General features: G+C 46.6%; 17 protein-coding genes and 1 pseudogene. 8 read left to right on the top strand and 10 right to left on the bottom strand.

Annotated features, from left to right (window positions below):
• Positions 1-32: 32 nt before the first annotated feature.
• Positions 33-365 (top strand): annotated as a pseudogene (locus SPI9445_RS0114880) (thioredoxin domain-containing protein); the annotation flags it as partial.
• Here SPI9445_RS0114880 and SPI9445_RS0114875 read toward each other — a convergent pair.
• Entirely contained in the window at positions 346-2,091 is a 1,746-nt protein-coding gene (locus SPI9445_RS0114875) for an N-acetylmuramoyl-L-alanine amidase family protein (RefSeq protein ID WP_052646677.1), read from the bottom strand. The pseudogene SPI9445_RS0114880 and the gene SPI9445_RS0114875 overlap by 20 nt on opposite strands.
• 154 nt (positions 2,092-2,245) lie before the next feature.
• On the opposite strand from SPI9445_RS0114875, the gene SPI9445_RS0114870 reads away from it, so the two are divergent.
• Positions 2,246-3,412 carry a site-2 protease family protein gene (locus SPI9445_RS0114870; RefSeq protein WP_017305560.1) on the top strand — a complete coding sequence of 389 codons (1,167 nt, stop codon included), beginning with the start codon at positions 2,246-2,248 and terminating at the stop codon, positions 3,410-3,412.
• Positions 3,413-3,539: 127 nt separating this feature from the next.
• Here the strand turns inward: SPI9445_RS0114870 and SPI9445_RS0114865 are convergent, their stop codons facing one another.
• Positions 3,540-3,938, bottom strand: coding sequence for a response regulator (locus SPI9445_RS0114865; RefSeq protein WP_017305559.1), 399 nt, complete (start codon positions 3,936-3,938; stop codon positions 3,540-3,542).
• A 750-nt stretch (positions 3,939-4,688) separates the two neighbouring features.
• Here SPI9445_RS0114865 and SPI9445_RS0114860 point away from each other — a divergent pair.
• From SPI9445_RS0114860 to SPI9445_RS0114845, 4 genes are all read left to right on the top strand, one after another.
• Positions 4,689-7,079, top strand: a complete 2,391-nt coding sequence (locus tag SPI9445_RS0114860; protein ID WP_017305558.1) for an ATP-binding protein — start codon at positions 4,689-4,691, stop codon at positions 7,077-7,079.
• A gap of 66 nt (positions 7,080-7,145) precedes the next feature.
• Positions 7,146-8,699 carry a CheR family methyltransferase gene (locus SPI9445_RS27675; RefSeq protein ID WP_017305557.1) on the top strand — a complete coding sequence of 518 codons (1,554 nt, stop codon included), beginning with the start codon at positions 7,146-7,148 and terminating at the stop codon, positions 8,697-8,699.
• 39 nt (positions 8,700-8,738) lie between these two features.
• Positions 8,739-9,854 carry a chemotaxis protein CheW gene (locus SPI9445_RS0114850; protein WP_017305556.1) on the top strand — a complete coding sequence of 372 codons (1,116 nt, stop codon included), beginning with the start codon at positions 8,739-8,741 and terminating at the stop codon, positions 9,852-9,854.
• 91 nt (positions 9,855-9,945) lie between these two features.
• Positions 9,946-11,451, top strand: coding sequence for a methyl-accepting chemotaxis protein (locus SPI9445_RS0114845; RefSeq protein WP_017305555.1), 1,506 nt, complete (start codon positions 9,946-9,948; stop codon positions 11,449-11,451).
• Between the two features lie 75 nt (positions 11,452-11,526).
• Here SPI9445_RS0114845 and SPI9445_RS0114840 read toward each other — a convergent pair whose 3' ends face one another.
• Positions 11,527-12,285: a hypothetical protein gene (locus SPI9445_RS0114840; RefSeq protein WP_017305554.1), complete on the bottom strand. Its 759-nt coding sequence runs from the start codon at positions 12,283-12,285 to the stop codon at positions 11,527-11,529.
• A 408-nt stretch (positions 12,286-12,693) separates the two neighbouring features.
• Here SPI9445_RS0114840 and SPI9445_RS0114835 point away from each other — a divergent pair, with 408 nt between their 5' ends.
• Positions 12,694-14,136 (top strand): methyl-accepting chemotaxis protein, encoded by a 1,443-nt coding sequence (locus tag SPI9445_RS0114835; protein WP_017305553.1) that lies wholly within the window; start codon positions 12,694-12,696, stop codon positions 14,134-14,136.
• A 69-nt stretch (positions 14,137-14,205) separates the two neighbouring features.
• Here SPI9445_RS0114835 and SPI9445_RS0114830 read toward each other — a convergent pair whose 3' ends face one another.
• The 7 genes from SPI9445_RS0114830 to SPI9445_RS0114805 all read right to left on the bottom strand — a co-directional run bounded on the left by SPI9445_RS0114830 (position 14,206) and on the right by SPI9445_RS0114805 (position 18,958).
• Positions 14,206-14,385: a hypothetical protein gene (locus tag SPI9445_RS0114830; RefSeq protein WP_017305552.1), complete on the bottom strand. Its 180-nt coding sequence runs from the start codon at positions 14,383-14,385 to the stop codon at positions 14,206-14,208.
• Positions 14,386-14,578: 193 nt separating this feature from the next.
• Entirely contained in the window at positions 14,579-14,716 is a 138-nt protein-coding gene (locus tag SPI9445_RS30635; protein WP_164674528.1) for a hypothetical protein, read from the bottom strand.
• Between the two features lie 57 nt (positions 14,717-14,773).
• Positions 14,774-15,598, bottom strand: a complete 825-nt coding sequence (gene pgeF / locus SPI9445_RS0114825) for a peptidoglycan editing factor PgeF (protein WP_017305551.1) — start codon at positions 15,596-15,598, stop codon at positions 14,774-14,776.
• A 133-nt stretch (positions 15,599-15,731) separates the two neighbouring features.
• Entirely contained in the window at positions 15,732-16,115 is a 384-nt protein-coding gene (locus SPI9445_RS0114820; RefSeq protein WP_017305550.1) for a nuclear transport factor 2 family protein, read from the bottom strand.
• 2 nt (positions 16,116-16,117) lie between these two features.
• A complete protein-coding gene (locus tag SPI9445_RS0114815) occupies positions 16,118-17,116 on the bottom strand; it encodes an ADP-ribosylglycohydrolase family protein (protein ID WP_017305549.1) in 999 nt (332 codons plus the stop codon).
• Positions 17,117-17,138: 22 nt separating this feature from the next.
• The gene (locus SPI9445_RS0114810; protein ID WP_017305548.1) at positions 17,139-17,846 is read right to left on the bottom strand and encodes a PHP domain-containing protein; all 708 of its coding nucleotides are present in this window, start codon (positions 17,844-17,846) and stop codon (positions 17,139-17,141) included.
• A 212-nt stretch (positions 17,847-18,058) separates the two neighbouring features.
• Positions 18,059-18,958: an alpha/beta fold hydrolase gene (locus SPI9445_RS0114805; RefSeq protein WP_017305547.1), complete on the bottom strand. Its 900-nt coding sequence runs from the start codon at positions 18,956-18,958 to the stop codon at positions 18,059-18,061.
• Positions 18,959-19,296: 338 nt separating this feature from the next.
• On the opposite strand from SPI9445_RS0114805, the gene SPI9445_RS0114800 reads away from it, so the two are divergent.
• Complete coding sequence (locus SPI9445_RS0114800) at positions 19,297-20,418, top strand: DUF262 domain-containing protein (protein ID WP_017305546.1); 1,122 nt, start codon at positions 19,297-19,299, stop codon at positions 20,416-20,418.
• Positions 20,419-20,456 lie beyond the last annotated feature (38 nt).

Here is a 20,456-nt window from a genome sequence, read left to right as displayed (position 1 = left end):
AGGAGGAAAAGGGGATTGATCCATCTCAAGTCACCTTTTCTCTGGAAGCGACAAGGCACGTGGGGGGCTATGCTTTACGGAGATTATTCCATGAAAGCGATCGCCTTTTAGTGGTCAAATACATGGCCGCCCACTGTAGCCCCTGTCGTACCCTCAAACCGATTCTAGATTCAGTCGTGGATGAGTTTGAGGACAAAATCCACTTTGTCGAGATTGATGTGGATGTAGATCCGGAAATTGCCGATGATGCCCAGATTATCGGCACCCCCATTGTCCAGTTTTTTCAGGATAAGGAAATGTTGGTGGAGTTACGGGGAGTCAAACCAAAAAGCGAATATCGTCAAGTTATTGAGGACTTGTGTTAGTCTCCTCCCCTGACCCGAGAGAGTGAAACCAGGTCATAATCCCTTCGGCCAAGGTATCCGCTAATCGGCGCTGTTCCCGACTGTCCATAATCCATTCAAACTCGATGGGGTTAATCATAAACCCCAATTCTAAGAGGATGGAGGGGGCCGTATGGGGGCGAGTCAGGGCGAGGTTATTCCAAAATACGCCGTAGGAGGGACGATCTAGGGTTTCAACGAGATAGTCGTGTAAAAAAACCGATAGATCATGGGCTTGGGGGTGATACCAAAACATCCCCACCCCCGCCGTATTGAGGGCATCTCCGCCATCGGGGAGGGCGTTGTAGTGGACGGAGAGGGCGAGATCGGGTTTGAGTTGGTTAATCATGGTCACTCGTTCGGCGAGTCCTAAAAAAACATCCTGATCTCGGGTTAAATAAACAGTAGCGCCCCGCCGTTCTAAGGCCTCGCGCAAGAGGAGGGAAACGGTGAGATTGACTGATTTTTCCGGGTAGCCATTGGGGCCGCGGGCGCCTAATTCTTCGCCGCCATGACCGGGATCTAACAGAATGCGCATTCCTTGGAGTTGTTCCCCGACTTGGGGGGGATGGCGGAGGGAGAGGATTAAGGTGCTGCCTTCGTAGCGTAAATCATAACCCCATTGCTGGTCAGTTCTCAGGTGGAAGGTGTAGGCGACTTGGGTAGGGGTGATTTGTTGCCAGTCTAGACGCTGGATGAGGGGGTCATGATCAACGGCGATGGTGTCGGTTTGGGCGATGGTATTGTGGAGGGTGAGGGTGAAAGTGCGATCGCCTTGTTGCACGGAAACCGGAACCGGCACCTGTAGGGGAAAGCGGATTTCCGTGGTCCCATTGAGAGGGCGAGAACGTACACTGCGAATCCGCGACTGAGGCGGCATCGCCCCCGGTAGCACCCGCGTCTCACTCCCCCGAATCCAGGCCCCGTAATCCAAGCGCAACCATTCCCCCTCCTGTCCCGTCACTTCCGCCCTTGTGCCTTGGGGGAGGGGCGTTAGGCGAGAATAATCGGTTCCGGGCCCCGTGCGCGCCACCCCTTGGGGAACCGTCACCTCCACCACCTGCAACTGTTCCGGGTCTAAAATGCGAATCGTCCCCGCCCCCTCCTGTACCGTAGGGGTGCCATTCACCGTAATCTCAAATACAGGCACACCTAACAAACCCGGGCGATCGCCTTCCAAACAGCCCTGATACTGAGTTAACACCAGAGGAGTCGGTTCATTTTGTGCCACCAGAGCCGCCGCATTAGGCGGTAAATCCTTTTGAACCGGTTGGGGGGTCAAAATTAACCTTTCTCCCCCCAAACGCGCCCCTACCGTCGAATCTGGTTGAGCCAAAACCCCCAAACAAACCCGCTCCCCCGGCAAACGGGCGAGGTCTTGATTCGGACGCAACGACTCCGACACCCAAGGACTCCCCGGACTCAACACAGGCTGACTCGGCACCCGGGTAATCGTCACCCCAACCGTTTCATTTCCGTAGCGCAACGTAAACTGATTTTCCCCCACCCGCAAGGGGAAACTCGGCGCAAAATGCCCTCCCGGACTCCGTTCCACCCCTTGCCCATTAATCGTCACCGTCCCTTCAGGCGGCGCGGAACCAATAAAAAAGATTTGAGCCGCACTGGTTTGATGTTGCCGGGGAGGGTAGGCTAAAAATAATTGAGATTCTGCCCACACCGGACCTCCCAACACCACCGTAGAGGCCATCACTCCCAAACACCCGCCCAAATTTCTGCCAAGATTCACCGTTTTTTCGCCATTTTCGTGATTTCCTAACCTGATTAGCACAAAATCCCGCAAAAAGCAACCTCAAGCTTTGCGCTACTATAGAAGTGGGACGTTAAAAGAGGCAACAACCAGCATGAATCGCACCAGTAACAACATCCAAGTCGGCAGCATCCTAGGGATTCCCTTCTTTATCAATCCCTCGTGGTTTATTGTCCTTGCCCTCGGCACTTGGTTATTCGGACAACAATTCGCCAACTTTCCTCAAATCAACGGCTTAGTGGCCGCGCTCTTAGGTTTAAGCACCGCCCTTTTACTCTTCGCCTCCGTCCTGGCCCACGAATTAGGCCATAGTATCGCCGCCCTCTCCCAAGGAATTCAGGTGCGCTCCATTACCCTGTTCCTCTTTGGGGGTTTAGCCATGTTGGAAAAAGAATCCGACACCCCCTTGAAAGCCTTCCTCATCGCCATCGCCGGCCCCGCCGTTAGTTTTCTCCTGTGCGTGGTTTTTACCCTCCTCGGCGTTTATTTACCCCTCCCCCTCCCCCTCACCGGACTCCTCTCCCTTCTGGCTAGTATTAACCTCGTCCTGGGGATTTTCAACCTCATCCCCGGCCTACCCCTCGACGGGGGAAACATCCTCAAAGCCCTCGTCTGGCAAGTCACAGGCAACCCCAATAAAGGTCTACTCTACGCCAGTCGCGTCGGTCAAGGGGTGGGGATGTTCGGCATCCTCTTAGGGCTACTCGGCATTTTAGGCATTAGCTCCTATGGCAGTTTCTGGACCCTCTTAATCGGGCTATTCCTGCTGCAAAATGCCGGACTCTCTGCCCAATCTGCCCAAGTGCAAGAAACCCTCGACCACTACACCGCCGAAGATGCCATTACCCCCAATAGTCCCGTCGTTTCTGCGGACTTAAGCCTGCGGGAGTTTGTCAATAACTATGTCATTGGTCATAATCCTTGGAGTCGTTTTCTCGTCACGAACGAAGCAGGAGAACTCATGGGAGAATTGGCCGTTGACCAACTCAAAACAGTCCCCACCTCCCTCTGGACAGAAACCCAAGTCCGGGACTTAATGCAGCCAACCGATATGAGTCAAACGGTCTTCGCCAACGAATCGCTCCTAGAAGTAGTCAAGCGCATTGAAGAACAGAAAACCTTACAACTCGCTGTTATCAGTCCAGAAGGAACTGTTTTAGGGCTAGTCGAAAAAGCCTCGATTTTAGAACTCCTCTCCCAAAAAAATCAGCCCAGTAGTTCTTCTGTTTCTACCACATCTCCCACCCGTTCCCCCAGTTAGCTCATCGTCGGAAGGACGGGGCTTTAGCCCCAAAATCTTGGGTAAGACCAAAACCAGAATACCCGTCCAAGCTCAGGCATTCCCCCATGAAGTCAGATGTCCACGCCATCAGTGTGATTCATTGGCGTTAAGTTTGCTCCTTATCCTCTCCCAGAAACTTTTTTAAGGTACTCAGCAATTCCTGCTCATCAAAAGGTTTTGTTAAATATTCCGTTGCTCCCGCTAAACGCCCTTGTACTTTATCAAAAGTCCCGTCTCTAGCTGTCAGCATAATAATGGGTAAAGCCTGAAATTGGGGCAAACTGCGCACTGTACGGCAGAGTTCTAAGCCATCTACCCCCGGCATGGTGACATCCAACAAGAGTAAATCTACGGCTTGATGGTAAATCACAGATAGGGCATCTACCGCATTATCTGCCACCACGACGTTGTATTGCGTTTGTAGAATCTGTTGTAACATTTTGCGCATAATGGGGCTGTCATCAACAGCCAAAATGGTTAGAGCATAACTTGCAGTTCCAGACATCTCAATCCCTCCAGCCAGGATGATCTTGCATTATGATTCGTAATCCGTTTTTGGGGATAACTCTATTGTCCCAAATGTCTCATGACTCTATCCCCTCTCTGTAAAAAAAGGTACAAGACTTTATTTTTAGCTTCGGGATGTAACTTTTTGTGACAGTTTGGGCAAATCAATAGGTTTTATCTCTGACAAGATGAAAAAATGGATAACTTTTTTGGCGTTTCTTAGGAGGTTCTGAAAGATTCAATTAAGCTACTCGGATCAGGCTGGAGATCATGTCGCAGATGAGGAATAATAGGAAGTATAGGATCAAAAGGGGATCACGCTTGGTTGAGCAAAGCACATCTTGTTGTCTTGAGTCTTAGGCTTAAACTTTCGTTTAATTTCTTCAACTTATACTTTCTCTCTCTTCCTGTTAGGTTAATCCATTACTATTAATCTACCACAACGTCAACTAATCTTAATAAAATGCAACAATTCAGGAGAGTAAATCAAGGTTCAATAGTAACTGACAGTTATTATTTTGGGGAATCTTGCCGGGTAAACTTGTAATCTCTGATTGTAGGGTTTTAATGCTAGTGTTCGATGGGGTTCTTGTAAACTGGGTCATTCACAGGATGTGTAGTCGGAATCAATTCGGAGTCATCTGCCAAATTTCATTTTTAAGGTAGCTAATCTCCTCGCCCAAGGGGAAAAAACTTGGGGTCAGAGGGACAGTCAATTGCGGGAGTATGTGGGATGGTTGTAAGCTTCATGAATATCCAAATTTTAGAAACCATTAGTGATGCCTTTTTTGTGTTGGATGGCGCATGGCGATTTATTTCCTTAAATAGTGCCGCCGAAAAACTATTAGGCAAAACTAAGCGAGATTTATTAAATCAGTGTATTTGGGAAGTCTTCCCGGAATTATTAGAAACCACCTTTGAACAGGAATATCGGCAAGTGGTTCAAACCCATCAAGGGACTCATTTTGAGGCTTTTTTCCCGGTGGGGCGGCGTTGGGTGGAGGTGCAGCTTGCTCCCTATTTGGACGGGATTTCGGTGTGTTTGCGGGATACTACAGAGCGCCGTCAAGTGGAGGCGATGTTATTTGAGCGATCGCGCCTAGCCACCTTAGAAGCCGAAATTGGTCGCGCCCTGGTTCATGCCCACTCGATCAAAGAGAGCCTCACCCTCAGCAGCGAGGTCTTAGTAGAGCAGTTAAACGCCGCCGGAGCGGCCATCTGGAGCTATAACAGCCAAGTGGAAAGCCTCGAACTTCAGGCCGTCACCCTTCACCCCGATGCAGAACCTTCCCTGGCTCAAAATGAACTACTGACCGTTACCTACCTGCCCACCAGTAACTCAATTCTGGGTTCTCTGGCCTTGTCACGGCAGCCCATTCATGATCTGGTGTTTGCCCCTTTTGGGGAAACTAACTCTAAAACCCCCTCAATCAACGTTGATATTAAAGCAGACCCCCTATTTTGCCAAATGGACGGGCGACGGAATAACGCTAAGGCTAAACTCCATCTGGTGGGGTATCCTTTAGTGGTAGAAGATCGCCTCGTGGGGGTGATTGCCCTGTGGTGTTACCAAGCCCTTGATAAAATCACCCATGAAGCCATTGCCACCATTGCCGACTATTTAGCCATTGCCATTGACCGATGCTGGGCCCGTCAAGCCTTGCTCTCTCGACGGGAAGCCCTGCTCTTCCGTCTAGCGAATCAAATCCGCAACTCCTTAGATTTAGACACCATTTTGGGGACGGCCGTGCAGGAAATTCGCCATCTCCTACAAGTAGACTGGTGTAGTTATCTCTGGTGTTGGAGTCAAGGAAATCAACTCAGCCTCACCGTTAGCCACGAAGCCCGAGGCACAAATAAACCCGCCAGTGCGATCGCCAACTGTCCCCCAGAAAAACTACTCTGGCTTGCCCAACAAATCGAAAGCCTTAACCTACTGAGGATTGACGACATCCATCAACCCCTCTTGCTCGGCGAAAACACCACCCAAAGCGCGGACTTTCTCGAACTACTGCAAAGCTTTCATATTCAGTCCATCCTGCTGATTCCCCTCAAAACCCGGTCGAATCATCTGGGTGCGATCGCCTGTATGAACGACCTCGGCTCCCGCCATTGGAGTGAGCCCGACATCGAACTCCTACAAGCCGTCGTCGATCAACTCGCCCTCGCCATTGATCAAGCCGAACTCTTCGCCCAAACCCGCGCCGCCGCCCTCGCCGCCCAAACCCAAGCCCAACAACTCGAACTCACCATCCAAGAACTCAAACGCACCCAATCCCAACTCATCCAAACCGAAAAAATGTCCAGTTTGGGTCAAATGATCGCAGGCATTGCCCACGAAATTAACAATCCCGTAAACTTCATTTCCGGGAATTTAAGCTATACCAGTGAATATGTAGAAGACTTACTGAAACTGGTCAGTCTCTACCAAGAAACCTACCCTACACCCAATGAAACTATCGAAGAACTCGCCGATGAAATTGACCTAGAATTCATCATCGAAGACCTACCCAAAACCCTCGCCTCCATGCAAATTGGAGCCGAACGCATCCGGCAGATTGTGCTTTCTCTGCGGAACTTCTCCCGTTTAGATCAAGCCGACATGAAACCCGTTGATATTCATGAAGGCATTGATAGCACCCTCTTAATCTTACACAATCGATTAAAAGCCAAAGGAGAAAAAGCCGAAATCCAAGTCGTTAAAAAATACGCAAAATTGCCTCAAGTTGAATGTTATGCCGGGCAGTTAAACCAAGTCTTCATGAATATCCTCAGTAATAGCATTGATGCCCTAGAAAATAGCCCTGAACCCCATTGTATTACTATTAGTACAGAAGTAATACCCCACCCCCAACATCCCCATCCTGACCTAAAAACAGGTCTAATGTGCGGAGATGTTTTAATCCGCATTACCGACAACGGCGTTGGAATGTCTCCTGAAACAGTGCATCATATTTTTGATCCCTTCTTTACGACCAAACCTGTAGGCAAAGGAACCGGATTAGGACTAGCCATTAGTTATCAGATTGTAGTAGAAAAACATCACGGCAGAATTGAATGTATTTCTAAACCAAACGAAGGCACTCAGTTTGTCATTCAGATTCCCATACAACCCCCTCTTAGCCATCGTAAAAGCTGAAATCCAAGCGAAGGAAATTTATAGATTAAGCTAACCTAACTGAAGTAGACCATCCAAGGAGTTTCAATGCCGTTTTCTAGCGACATCAGTTCTGACTTATTTACCAAATTCACGGACTTAGTTTCCCATTACACAGGAATCAAAGTCAGATCCGAAGACAAAACCAATTTTACCCGAAAACTGTTTCAACGAATGGAACAGTTGAAAATTTATTTTTTGGAAGACTACTATCATTTCTTGTTAGAACACAACGTCAATGCGTTTCAGGAATGGCAAGAACTCGCTGTTTTATTAACCAACACTGAAAGTTATTTTTTTCGAGATCAGGGTCAATTTTCCCTGCTAGAAAAGCAAATTATCCCCCAACTCCTTCGACAGAATCACCACAACCGAACCCTGAAAATTTGGAGTGCTGGGTGTTCTACCGGAGAAGAACCCTACTCCCTCGCCATCCTTTTGGATCAACTATTACCCAACCGCCACCAATGGAACGCCCTTGTTTTGGGGACAGATATTAATTATCAAGCGTTGCATCGAGCGAGAGAAGGACTGTATAGCTCTTGGTCTTTCCGCATGATTAAACCTCACATCCAACAAGAGTATTTTGCTCTCCATCAACAAGGCTATCAAATTCGTGAGGATATCCGTGCTTTCGTCAGATTTGAATTTTTGAATCTGCTGCAAACCAGTCCCAATAACAAGCTTGAATTTTCTGGAGATATTGATCTGATTATTTGTCGCAATGTTTTTATTTATTTTCAGCCCGATGCGATCGCCCAAGTCCTGAAACGATTCCACAAAGCCCTGAAACCCGGGGGATACCTGCTTACAGGTCATGCAGAACTCTATGGTCAAAACATGACCGGATTTCAGAGCCACATTTTCTCCGAATCCATCCTCTACCAGAAACAACCCTACAGCCACAGCCCAAGGGAAGAAATCCTGATCCCTCCCCTCTTACCGCCTCCCCTCATCACCCCCATTACTAATCCCACCCCACCCAATGGCTATGTGGTGAATCCCGTTAACCCACCCCCTCCAACCCAACCCCCCATCATTTCACCCCAGGAACTCCTTCAACAAGCCCATCAACTTTTCCAAGAAAAACAGTATCCTCTGGCCATAGAAAAAGCCAATCAAGTCTTGGAAAAATATCCAGATAACCTCCTCGCTTATTATCTTTTAGCCCATATTCATGCTAATACGGGGCAATATGATCAAGCTTGTTACTTTTGTCAACAAGCCTTAGAAAAAGATCCCCTTTCTGTTGCATTTTATTACCTCCTATCCCACATCTCTGAAGAAAAAGGGGATACTGAAGAAGCAAAGTATTTATATAAACGGATTATCTATTTGGATCCAAACGCCATCAATGCCTATTATCAACTTAGTCATCTCTATCAACAAGAGGGAGATCAAAAACGGGCGCGAAAAATGTATAAAACCGCATTGAACTTACAAAAACAGTTCTCCACTCCTCTCACCTCCCCCTCCCATTCCTTAGACTCCGATCTTAACCAGATGTCCTCATCTGACTTTTTGACCGATACCTTTTTAACAAATTGGTCAGCTAATCTTGATCCTCTCAATCCTGAACCCTCATCCTTAATGGATGGATAGCCAAAACAGTTGGTCTGTAATCATTACCCTTAAGTAGCCATGATTAACACCTTAGAATCTGTACCAGTCGATCTCCTCGAACAAAGTTATTTACTCTTTCGTTTGAATCAATCTTTATATGGAATTGAAACAAGTCTTGTTGAAGAGATTTTTTTCTTGCCAGAATTAACCCCGATTACCGATACTCCCAGAGAAATTGTCGGGGTGATTAATTTGCGCGAAGATATTATTCCCGTGATGGATCTTCATTTACGCTTTGGGTATCATCCCCCAGAGTACCAACTCACGGACAGTTTAATCATCTTAAAATTTCATAAATTACGTTTAGGGATTATTGTTAATCAAGTCCTAGAAGTTCGGGCGATTCCTCCGGCAGAAATCACCCAAAAATTGAGCTACTCTACTGAAGATTTAGCAGAAGAAAGTATCCCTTTATATAAAGGCATTGCTCATAGCAGAAATGACATTATTAGTTTACTCAATGTCGAGATATTGGTGCATAGCTTAGAAGCTCATCCCACTCAAGTTATACAAAAAACCTTGTCCCTTAATGCCGAAGAACTCGACGAAATGGCAGGACGAGATCAAGAAGGCAGACTCTTAGAATGGCGGGTTTTCTGTCCTAGTGCCACCCCTGAAATACGCCAAATTTTTCAGGAGAGGGCAGAACACTTAAGACAAGTTGCTACCACCGAAAATCTTAAAGGATTTAAACCTTTAGCGGTGATTAGTTTCGGTAAAGAATTCTTTGGTATTGACTTGAAAATTGTGCGTGAGTTTACAGAAATTGATCAAGTTACCCCCATTCCTTGTTGTCCGCCTTATTTCGTCGGGAATATCAACCTGAGAGGGGAAATTGTCACCTTACTCGATGTGGCACAAGTTCTCAATTTACCAGCCATTCCTTGGGAAGACGCGAAACAAGCTATGGTGATTGAAGCCGGGGAATTAGTGATTGGTGTGTTAGTCGAAGGGATTTATGATGTCTTATTACTCGATCCCCGTAATATTACTACAGTTCCCACAGCCATTCACTCCATCAATGACGAATATCTGCTAGGTGCTGCGGTATATCAAGACAAAATGATGAGCATTTTAGACCTAGAAAAAATGTTACTCAAAGGAAACTTAGTCGTTGATGAAACCATTCAGTAATTCTGCCAAAACTCGAATCAGAATTCAATAAACAGTTATAAGTCGTTGCCAAAATTCGATTCAGGGGAAACGGCAACCATAGGAGTTAAAAATGCAAGATAAATCTCATCATCTCAATTTACCCAGTAGTTTTATACTGTCACAAAACTTTTCCGACTTCCGACTACGCAATTGGATTATTCTAGGCTATTCCATTCCATTGTTTCTCTGGATTATTTCAGCGATTCTGATTGTGGCACAAGCACAAGTTGTCCAGAGAAATTCTAATGACCTTGTAGCGCGAACTCAGATCGAATCAGCCATTGGCAATTTTGGCTTTAATGTACAAGTCATGTCTAGAGCCGTGCGGGGATATTTATTGGATCGCAATAGTATTTCCCTCAGTTCCTACCGAACGGCTCAAAGTTTGGCGCAACAGGAGATACAAACCCTAAATCGCATCATGCTAGATCCTCAGCAACAACAAACCTTTGCTCAAATTCGCGCAGAACTCACAGCTTTAGAACAGATTAACAATAATTTAATTGTTTTAGTCGATCAGGGGAGAACCCCAGAAGCCATTGAACGCTGGCGTACTGACCAGGGACGCAGCCAATCAGAAGCCATTACGAACCTCTTGAATCGTTTAAAAGCTCGTGAACAGGAGATTCTTCAAGAAAATGCTCGCTCTAGTGAACAAAGTTTAAATTTACTGGTGACTATCGTTCTAGCGGCCACGATTTTATCGGTTGTGATTGCTGTTGGGGTTGCGGGGTGGGTCATTCATACTATTTCCCAAAGGATGAACTCCACCGCCAACAGTCTGGCTAGTTCCACCAGTGAAATTGCTTCAACCATTGAGCAACAAGAAAGAACCGCTAGTCAACAGGCGGCCTCAGTAAATCAAACCACTACCACGATGGATGAATTAGGGGTATCGGCTCGCCAGTCTTCTGAACAGGCGGAAGCCGCTACCAGTGCGGCTCGTCAGGCGTTGCAGTTGTCGGATGGGGGAACCCAAGCTGTGGATCAGACTTTAGAACGGATGCACTTGTTGCGGACAAAAGTAGAAGCGATCGCGGAGCAAATTCTTCGTCTGAGTGAACAGACCACCCAAATTGGCTCAATTTCCCAACTGGTATCGGATTTAGCCAATCAGACCAATATGTTAGCCCTCAACGCGGCAGTAGAGGCTGTGCGTGCGGGAGAACATGGTCGAGGATTTTCCGTCGTGGCCACAGAAATCCGTAAACTAGCGGATCAGAGTAAGCAATCCGCCGGAAAAATTAATGATTTAGTGCGAGAGATTCAAAATTCCATCAACTCCACCGTCATAGTCACCGACGAAGGCACTCGCACCGTAGAAAGTGGGGTACAAATCACCCAAAGCACCGCCGATGCTTTTGCCGGAGTTGCCCAAGCGGTGAATAATGTAGTGTTAAGCAATCAGCAAATTTCCCTCAACATCAAGCAGCAGTCTGTAGCTATTCAACAGGTTATTGAGGCCATGAACACCATTAATCAAGGCGCGAAAGAAACTGCTTCTGGGATTAGTCAAACCAAGTTAGGGACTCAGCAACTCAATGAGGCGGCCCAGTCGTTGAAAAATATGGTCTGAACTAAGGCTGATTAATTCAGGCTAGAGGGGGGAGTCGGGAGCAGGGGAGAGGGGGAGATGTCTATTCCCTATTCCTTAGCCTAATTCTTCCAGTCTCCAACCTAATAAGGTGGGTTGTTGATAGATTTTTTTTAAGGTGTTCACATCCCGAGGAGAAATGGGGGGAGGGGTGCGGACTTGGGTGCTATAGAGAGCATCCCCTTCGAGGGGACTGTGACCCCAAATGCCCAGGGCGTGGCCTAATTCATGACGGGCCGTGCCAAGGGTGAGATGGGGGCTTTGGTGGGGGGTGAGTTGGATGATGAAGCGATGAATCAGGGTGTTGTCCTGAAAGTCGAATTCATAGGTAGCCTCGGCGTTCCGGCTGTGGGGGATGATTAGACGGCGGTTGTCTCGGTCAAGGGTGGGGCGAATGGGAGGGCGCGATCGCAACCAAACAATATCCGCCTGGTCCCGCTCCTCCACCTCCACTAAAGGCAAGTATTCCCCCCACTCCTCCATTGCCTGATGAATGGCATCAATCCACTTTTGACCTTGATCATCCCCCTTCTCCGGTACAGGTTCAAGATACACCCTGACAGGAAACCGTGACCAGACCAAATACCCGGCCGGAGTTCGTTCGATTTCCTCAAAATAATCCCCACTGCCCTCGGGATCTGACCATTGCGCTAAGGAGGGCGGTAGGGGATGAATTTTGGGGGTGAAGGGGCTGTTAATTGTTGTACTAGAGGCGGCTATTTGAAGCAGGAACAGCCCTAATGCTAAACATAGCCCAAAAAATATAAAAGCGATAAATTGCAGACCTTGCTGGCGTTTTAGGAAGGTTTGGATCACCGTTAATATATAGATCAAGAAAAGAATGGTCTAGTCCCCATTTTAGCTTAGGACTTGGTGAACAAAAGGGCAACTTAAGTCAATTGTCTGAGAAAAATGAGCCATTTCTCATAACACTTCTCTCCATCATTTGATTATAATTCGTGACCTAAAAAATTTGATCTGATGAGTCGGTTAAACAGTATTTTTACTAGATTTGGGATCGTTTAATCTTTACAAAAACTCAGAGAAAACACTCAATCAATTTTTCGTAAAGCTTGACGCACTTGTTAAAAGTTTTTTTAAAGCCAGAAGAAACTTAAAAAAAAAGCATATTTAATTTCTCATTTAGTAAAGAGTCTTATACTACGATTTAAAGGTCATGAGCTTAAAACATGACCAAACTCCAATATATTGGAATAATGCACCATGAAAATTAAACAGGTTGTCCCTTTAGGCTTTAGCTTAGTGTTTGTCTTAGTCAGCATCAACGCCATCGCGGAGGAATGGGGAAACAGGATTTCTAAAGAAGCGAGAGATTGGGTTATTCATACCTATGAAGTTAAATTGAACTTAAGATTGCTTGAAAAAAATCTGGTAGATGCGCAAACGGGGGAACGGGGTTTTTTATTAACGGGAAACGAAAGCTTTCTTGAACCTTACTATCAAGCTCAAGTGCTGGCTCCAGAATATTTTAGAAACCTCGAAAGTAACATGGCAACTATTCCGGATCAGGTGCAGCGATTATCAGAGTTACGAGTGCTACAAAACTCTAAATTTGAGGATCTAAGAAAAACAATTCAATTCAAACAAGCTGGTCAGGAAGACGTGCTGATTAATCATATTTCCTCTGGAATAGGCAACCAAATTATGGAACAGATTCGGGCAAAAATTGCAGAAATGGCAACCGTTGAAGACGAACTTTTAGCCCAGCGAGAAGAAACCGTAAAACGAATAGAATTCTGGATTAACTTCATGAATTGGTTTGGGATGTTTTTAACTATTGGGGTGGGTTCTTGGGTATCTTGGACTGTGAGTAAGGTAATTATGCGACCTATTGAAGAGGTAACAGGTGCGATCGCCAGTTCATCGGCCGAAATCGCTACAGCCGCCGCTCAACATGAATCCCTCGCCAATCACCAAGCGAGTTCTATTCACGAAACTACAGCGACTATTGATGAGTTAAGCGCTTCAGCGCGCAAATGTGCCGAACAAGCCGACAATGCCTTAAGTGAAGCAAAACAAACCCTTAACCTTGCCGCACAAGGGAAAGAAGTAGTACAAAAAAACCGCCTGAGTATGAGTCAATTACAACAACAAATTGCTACGATTACTGCACAAATTGAACAATTAAAAGAGAACACGGATCAAATCAGTAATATAGCCGGAGTGGTGACAAATATCGCCGCTCAAACCAATATGTTAGCCTTAAATGCTTCGGTGGAAGCTGTGCGCGCTGGGGAGTATGGCAAAGGCTTTAATGTGGTGGCTTCAGAAATTCGCAAACTGGCGGATCAAAGTAAGCAGTCGGCCGCTAAAATTAATACCCTTGCCACAAAGATTCAAGGATCCATCAGTTCAACCATTATTGTGATGAATCAAGGAGTACAAACAATCGACACTGGGGTTGATTTGGGGGAAGAAACCGCTACCGTTTTTATTAAAGTAGCAGACGCGGTGGAAAATATTGTGGTGAGCAATCAACATATTTCCTCAACTACCGTTCAACAGTCTATTGCTATTCAACAAGTGGTTAAGGCAACCAACAGCATTAATGAAGCCACTGTCCAGACCGTCAGTGGCATCGCACAAACAAAAATTAGCACACAGCAACTCAACGAAGCTGCTCAAAACTTACAAAATCTAGTTTGATTGTAGGTTATCTCCCAATCTTGTCCAATTCAGAGAGCTTGACAAACCGGGATCAACAAAACGGGATTACTAGGCAGTTTGACGAGAGATGAGTTTCTCAAAATTGGCTTGAGTTTCGTGGAGTAATTGCTGGCGACTATCTTCTAGGGAATGGAGAGAGGGATTCAAGGAAGGAACTAAGTTGCGTGCTTGTAACGCCATGTGAAGTTGTAGATGAGCCACATACTCACTCAGATCCTCTTGGAACATATCGGGAGTGTTTTCAGAAACATTCGCAGCCAAGGTCTTTGTCCTCCTAAGATTGAATGATAAACCAACTGCCCTAGAAGGTATCACGTTTTCCCTTAATCCTCTGCATCCTCTCTCAAATCTGACACATTTCTAAACATAGTTTGACCATTTGTTCTAATCTTGGGACGTACCCCCGACGCTCATGAGTTACCTAGGGCTTGCTGAATAACTCGACTCTGGGTGGAAAACAGGGAACGGGGGAGGGGGAGCAGGGGAGCAGGGGAGAGGCAATCTCCCGATTCCCGACTCCCGACTCCCGACTCCCGACTCCCGACTCCCGATTCCCCAACTCTCGGACTTATTCAGCAAGCCCTACCTATAGAGCGCGGGGCTTCCCGTCTCGGGGCTAACGGCTGACAATGCCTGACCACTGCACCTTTTTCTGGTTCGTGCGACGGTAGGAGAAAAAGTAATCGGGTTGTTGATAGGTACAACAGGGTGCGATCGCCACTTGCTCCGGAGTGAACCCTAACTGCTCTAATTGCAAGGCATTGACCCGCCGCACATCTAAACGCACCCGTCCCGGCTCAGGATCGGGATGGATGGGGGGGCTAGAAAGGCTCTGTAACTGCTCTATAATCCCCTCTAATGCCTCTGTTTCCCCATTTTTGATTAAACTAGAGCCAACCTCTGCCGCCACCCCTTCCGTCACCTGATAAACTTCCCCAGCAATGGCTGGCCCCAGTGCCACTCGCAAATCATCTAACTGGCTCCCCGAGGCGAGAAAACGGGAGACAGCTTCAGGGACAATCTTTTGCGCGGTTCCCCGCCATCCCGCATGGAGTGCCGCCGTCCGTCCTGTGGCCACATCCCCAATTAACACCGGAGTACAATCGGCGCTGGCCACCCAAACCGCTTGGTTTTCCCTTTCCGTTAAACTCCCATCGGCGGAGGGGAATTCTTGCTCAGTTAATTGTTGTTTTTCCCGTTCAATTTCACTAGGTGTTAACACTCGATTACCGTGAACTTGTTTGAGTCGATAAGGGGTAGCTTCGGGTTGTAAAATACCGACTAAGGTTTCAGGTGTATGGGGATAAAAGCCTTGGGTAAAAAAACCATGTGACCAGTCTTTTAACAGTTCACAGGTCAGGTAAGGTAAACCTTCCCAAGTTTTCCAGTGCCATTGGGTCTGAGATGTAGTGGGGGAGGATAAGGCAGCAGCAGCAATCAAAGCGGAAACCTCTCTCAATGAGTCACATTCAGATTTCATTATAAACATAGTTAGTCCTAGGTTGGGTGCAGTGGAGCAGGAAACCCAATAAAATATCATCAATGTTGGGTTACACTTTTCCCCCCAAATTACTCTAGGAAATGTTTTCTAAAGGACAAAACTGGGTTTTTGTATCGGTGTATTCCCGCCAACGGACAATTAAACCTGCTTTAAAATCTACAACAATAGCATTTTCAGCATAACTAAATTGACCGGATTTTTTCTCATCTAACCATAACCATTCAACCACTGCTTGCAGACCCTCTACTATCACACGCTGAATCTGAATTTTAATGTTTTCACAAGTGCCTAAATATTTGGTTGTTACTTGCTCGATTGCTTCTTTGCCCACAATGCGAGAACCGGGTAAAATTAACTCTCCGTGGGGGTGAAAGAGGGCGGCGAAGGCTTGCCCATCTTGGGCTATACAAGCGGCGGCGGCTTGGTGGATACGGTCACGGATTTCTGCGGGAGTCATGATCAAGTAGATGCACAATGAATGGTGAGTAATTGAGTTACTAAGTCGTGGATTTGTTGGGGATGTAAAAATGAGGGGCGCGGAGAATTTCCCTGACGTGAATCACTGGTTAAAACCCCATATTTTAGAGGCTCAGGAATGGAAGATGCGCCGTATAATGCCCCCATCATTCCCCCAACAATACAGGCGTTAGTGTCGGTGTCTCCGCCTCCTTGTAAGGTTTCACGGATGGCTTCTAGATAGCTGTGGCTATGGAGAAGGTGACGGAAGGCATGGGTAAAGGCAATTTTAATAAAACCAATCTGGGGGGAATAGGGGATGTTGTGATTATTTTGGGCATCGTTGAGCCAGCTTAGAACTTCTTGTTGGGCGTTGGGGTGGGGTTTGGGGGTGTTTAGCCATTGTTTCGCACGGTGGAAGGCTCCCTGGGGATCTCCGTCTTGTTTTAGCAAGTGGGCGATCGCCAAACAATAACAAGCGACTCCATAACCACAGCTAGGATGGGGGTGGGTAATGGCGGAATCGGCGATCGCATAATCGGCTAACACTTCATCCTCTAAACTATACCCCCAAACCGCCAAAGGAGTCGCCCGCATTAGGCTACCATTGGCTTTGGACTCAGAACAGACCTGAGCGACCACTTCCGCCCGGATACGGGGATAATCTTCCAGCGCTACCCCCTGATAAGCCCTTAAAGCGGTGGCTGTGGTGTATCCAATATCGAAGGGGTGGGAATCATACCAGCGTAGATACTCTTGAATAATAGTCGCGAGGTCAAAATGGGGGCTAGTGGCTAATCCTTGGGCTAAACAGAGGGTGAGTTCCCCATCATCGGTAATCTGTCCGGGGGCGAGACTTAAAACCCCACCACCGGGCAACGTGAGGGCGCGATCGCACTCCTCAACCGAGGGCTGATGTCCCAAAAACTCCAAGGTTGCCCCGGCCGCATCCCCCACCAAAGCCCCCAACACACAACCCAACGCCCGATCCTCTAAACTCATTCAGAACTCTTGATGGTTGACTTTAAATCCGTAGGAGTAGATTCGTCCCGTGGGTATCCGTGCCACAGGTATTAAATAAACCATAGCGATCGCTTAACCCCTTAACCCGTTCCGTCGTGTCCGGTGTCGGTTGCCAAGGGTTAGTAGACCGATAAGCATAATAGGTTTCTACCCCATCAATGCCCAATTCTACCGCCGCCGGAATCAGTTGATCCCCACTCAACCGATAGCGTTCCGGGTGCGCCAACACCACTAATCCCCCGGCCTGTTGAATCGCCCCAATCACCCGCCCCGCTTCCGCCATTTCTCCCGTCGGTGCGCTGCCTTGCAAGTAGGGGTTGAGGCGGGGATCCGTGGGATCAAAGGCATAGCCTAAGATATGTACATCCGTCCCTAACAATTGCGCTGTAATTTCAATCCCCGTCCACAAATGGGGTAAGGTTAAAGGGTGATCACTACAAATCATTCGATTCAGCCAATCTTGAGCCCCATAGTAGCCCCGCACGGTATGGTGATCGGTGATCGCCATGCCCTTTAAACCAATTTGCACCGCTTGTTCCATCACCTGCTCCGGTTGTAACTTCCCGTCCGAGGAGGTGGTGTGCATATGGAAGTTGTAAACGTGAGGGCAACTATCGGGCCCAATCGTTTGCCAAGCTTGTTTAATCGCTAGGCGGTCTTGAGACGCTAGCGGCGTAAAAGCCAAGGCTGAAGCCGTATAGAGTGCCATAAATCCTCAAGTGATCGTTAGTTCCTTCTTTTTAACGCTAGTGCAACAGTCGCGCCGAGCGCCAAAAATGTTTCAAAGTATTACGCTTTGATCCACTTTAGCAAAATTTAACAATTGTGGTTGAGTTTGTGGAAAAGCTGTGGAAAAACTGGGGAATTTTTCCACAACACCACGCCCTCAACCCTTGGGGATCAAGATTTGGCCAACAAAATCTAACTTTCTGGCAATTCCTGAAGCCATTGGCTAATAAAATGATTCACCTGTTCTGGTTTTTCATCATGGGGACAGTGGCCGGCTCGGGGAATGCTGCGGAATGTCACAGAATCTTGACGTTCTGCCAACTGTTGATAGATTTTCGCCCCTTGAATGGGAGTCCAGGGGTCATTTTCCCCCCACAACACCAGCAAGGGGTGAGTCAGGTGGGGGAGTAAGTCCTGGGGAGAGGGGCCAGGGGGGGCGCTGAGGATAGAGGCGAAAACCTTTTGTGCATTGGGGTCACAGGAGGGATAATAGAGCATTTCTACTAACTCATCGGTGACGGCGGCGCGATCGCAATAGACTTGATACAAAGTATTACGAATCCTTGACTTTTGGCGAATCATATTAAACAAAAACGGCCCAGTGATTTGAGAATTCACAACCTTAGTAAAGGTTCCCATAATCACCCGTAAGGGAAAATTCAACTCATCCGGGCGATGATTGAGGCCTCCGGCACAATTAATTAAAACCCCTCCCCGTCCCATTTCAGGATGATGGGTTAACAACATCAGGCTGAGTAATCCCCCAATAGAATTCCCCACCCACACCGTCGGCACCTGAATAAACTCCTGCCAAAAATCCCGCAGTTGTTCTTCCCACAACTCTAGGCTATAGTCCAGCACAGGTTTTTCCGAATCCCCAAACCCCAACAAATCCACAGCAAACACCCGATATCCTTGGGCGGCCAACACCGGAATATTTTTCCGCCAATGTCCCACCGAGGCCCCAAAGCCATGAATCAATACTAACGGTTGTCCCTCCCCTTGGACCGTGTAGCAAGTCTTGTATCCCTGCCAAATCCAAGGATGTTTTTCTAAAGTCCCGAGGGTGTTCGTTTTTTGTATAGCAACCATCGTGATGTAAAGTTTTGTTAAAAGACCTCCCATCATCATAAAACAGGAGGCTGAGAATTTATCGGAAATTTTGGGGAACAATACCGTGCAGGTAACAAAAAACCTAATATTAAGGAACTTTCCCAAAGATAGATGGAATCCCCGTCCGTTTACGGTGGGGCAGATGTCAAGAAATAAGCCCTACTTTCGAGAGAGGCATTGAATCTCACTCCACAGGCTCAAAATGGTCCCTAGGGTTATTTTACGGGAATTTACAGGGCAATCTTTCCGATCTATATTAGGCGTTAATGGGGTACTACAGAATAAGTAGTAAAGTTTAAATTTAATCAGAGGCGACAATGGTTAACAATTCTACAACAGAAGTCTCTAAGCCGCTTACGTCAGAAGAAATTACCGATGAGTGGCGGGAAGCCGCAGAAATACAAATTCGAGAAAAACAAAAAGTCGTTGACTATGATACTAAAGAATATCCCGTAGAAGTATTAGTGAGTAAATATCAAGAAGGCTTAGAAAATGATATTAACGAGTTATACATCCCAGATTACCAAAGGGATTTAGTCTGGGAAGACGTTCGACAATCTAAGTTTATTGAGTCTCTGTTTTTAGGATTGCCCATTCCCTATATTTTTGTAGCTGATTTAGCCCCTAAACAAGAAGAGGATCAAGAAGATTTGGGACGATTAGAAATTATTGATGGTACTCAACGAATTCGGACAATACACAGATTTTTGAATAATAAGTTAACCCTCTGTGGACTGCAAAAGCTAACCCGGCTTAATAACTTCAAATTCAGCGACTTACCCTTAGCCAGACAAAGGCGTTTCAAACGTGCTACCATCCGCATGATTGTATTAACAGAAAAAGCCGATGAAGAGACAAGGCGAGATATGTTTGAACGGATTAACACTGGAAGTGTTCAACTGAATGATATGGAGAAACGTAGAGGAATATCTGATGGCCCTTTGATGAAACTTATTGAAAAATTAGCGAAGACACCAAAATTTATTGAATTATGTCCCATTTCAGAAACACTGGTTCGTAAACGAGAACCTGAAGAATTTGTTCTGCGTTTTTTTGCTTATTTGAATAACTATAAAAATTTTCAGAGGCAGGTTAATTTATTTCTCAATGAATACCTAGAACAAAACAACAATTCTAACCTTGATCAACAGGAGATGAGGATGGAATTTAACAGAATGTTGGATTTTGTTGAAAAATATTTTCCCAATGGATTTAGTAAAGCTAAAGGTCATGTTAAAACGCCCAGGATTCGTTTTGAAGCAATTTCCGTCGGCGTTGCACTAGCACTCAGGGAAAATCCTAATCTTGACGTGAAAACAGTTGACTGGCTAGAATCCCCAGAATTTAAAGAATATACGACTTCAGATGCAAGCAACTCTCGGCCGAAAGTGATTAAACGCATTGAATATGTGCGTGATCAACTACTGGGTAGAGACTGAATTATTTTCATTGTCTTTTCAGTTCACCATTTTTTATT

The organism is Spirulina subsalsa PCC 9445, assembly GCF_000314005.1.
In the GTDB taxonomy this organism is placed as follows: domain Bacteria; phylum Cyanobacteriota; class Cyanobacteriia; order Cyanobacteriales; family Spirulinaceae; genus Spirulina_A; species Spirulina_A subsalsa.
This window is presented reverse-complemented; position numbering and strand designations above follow the sequence as displayed.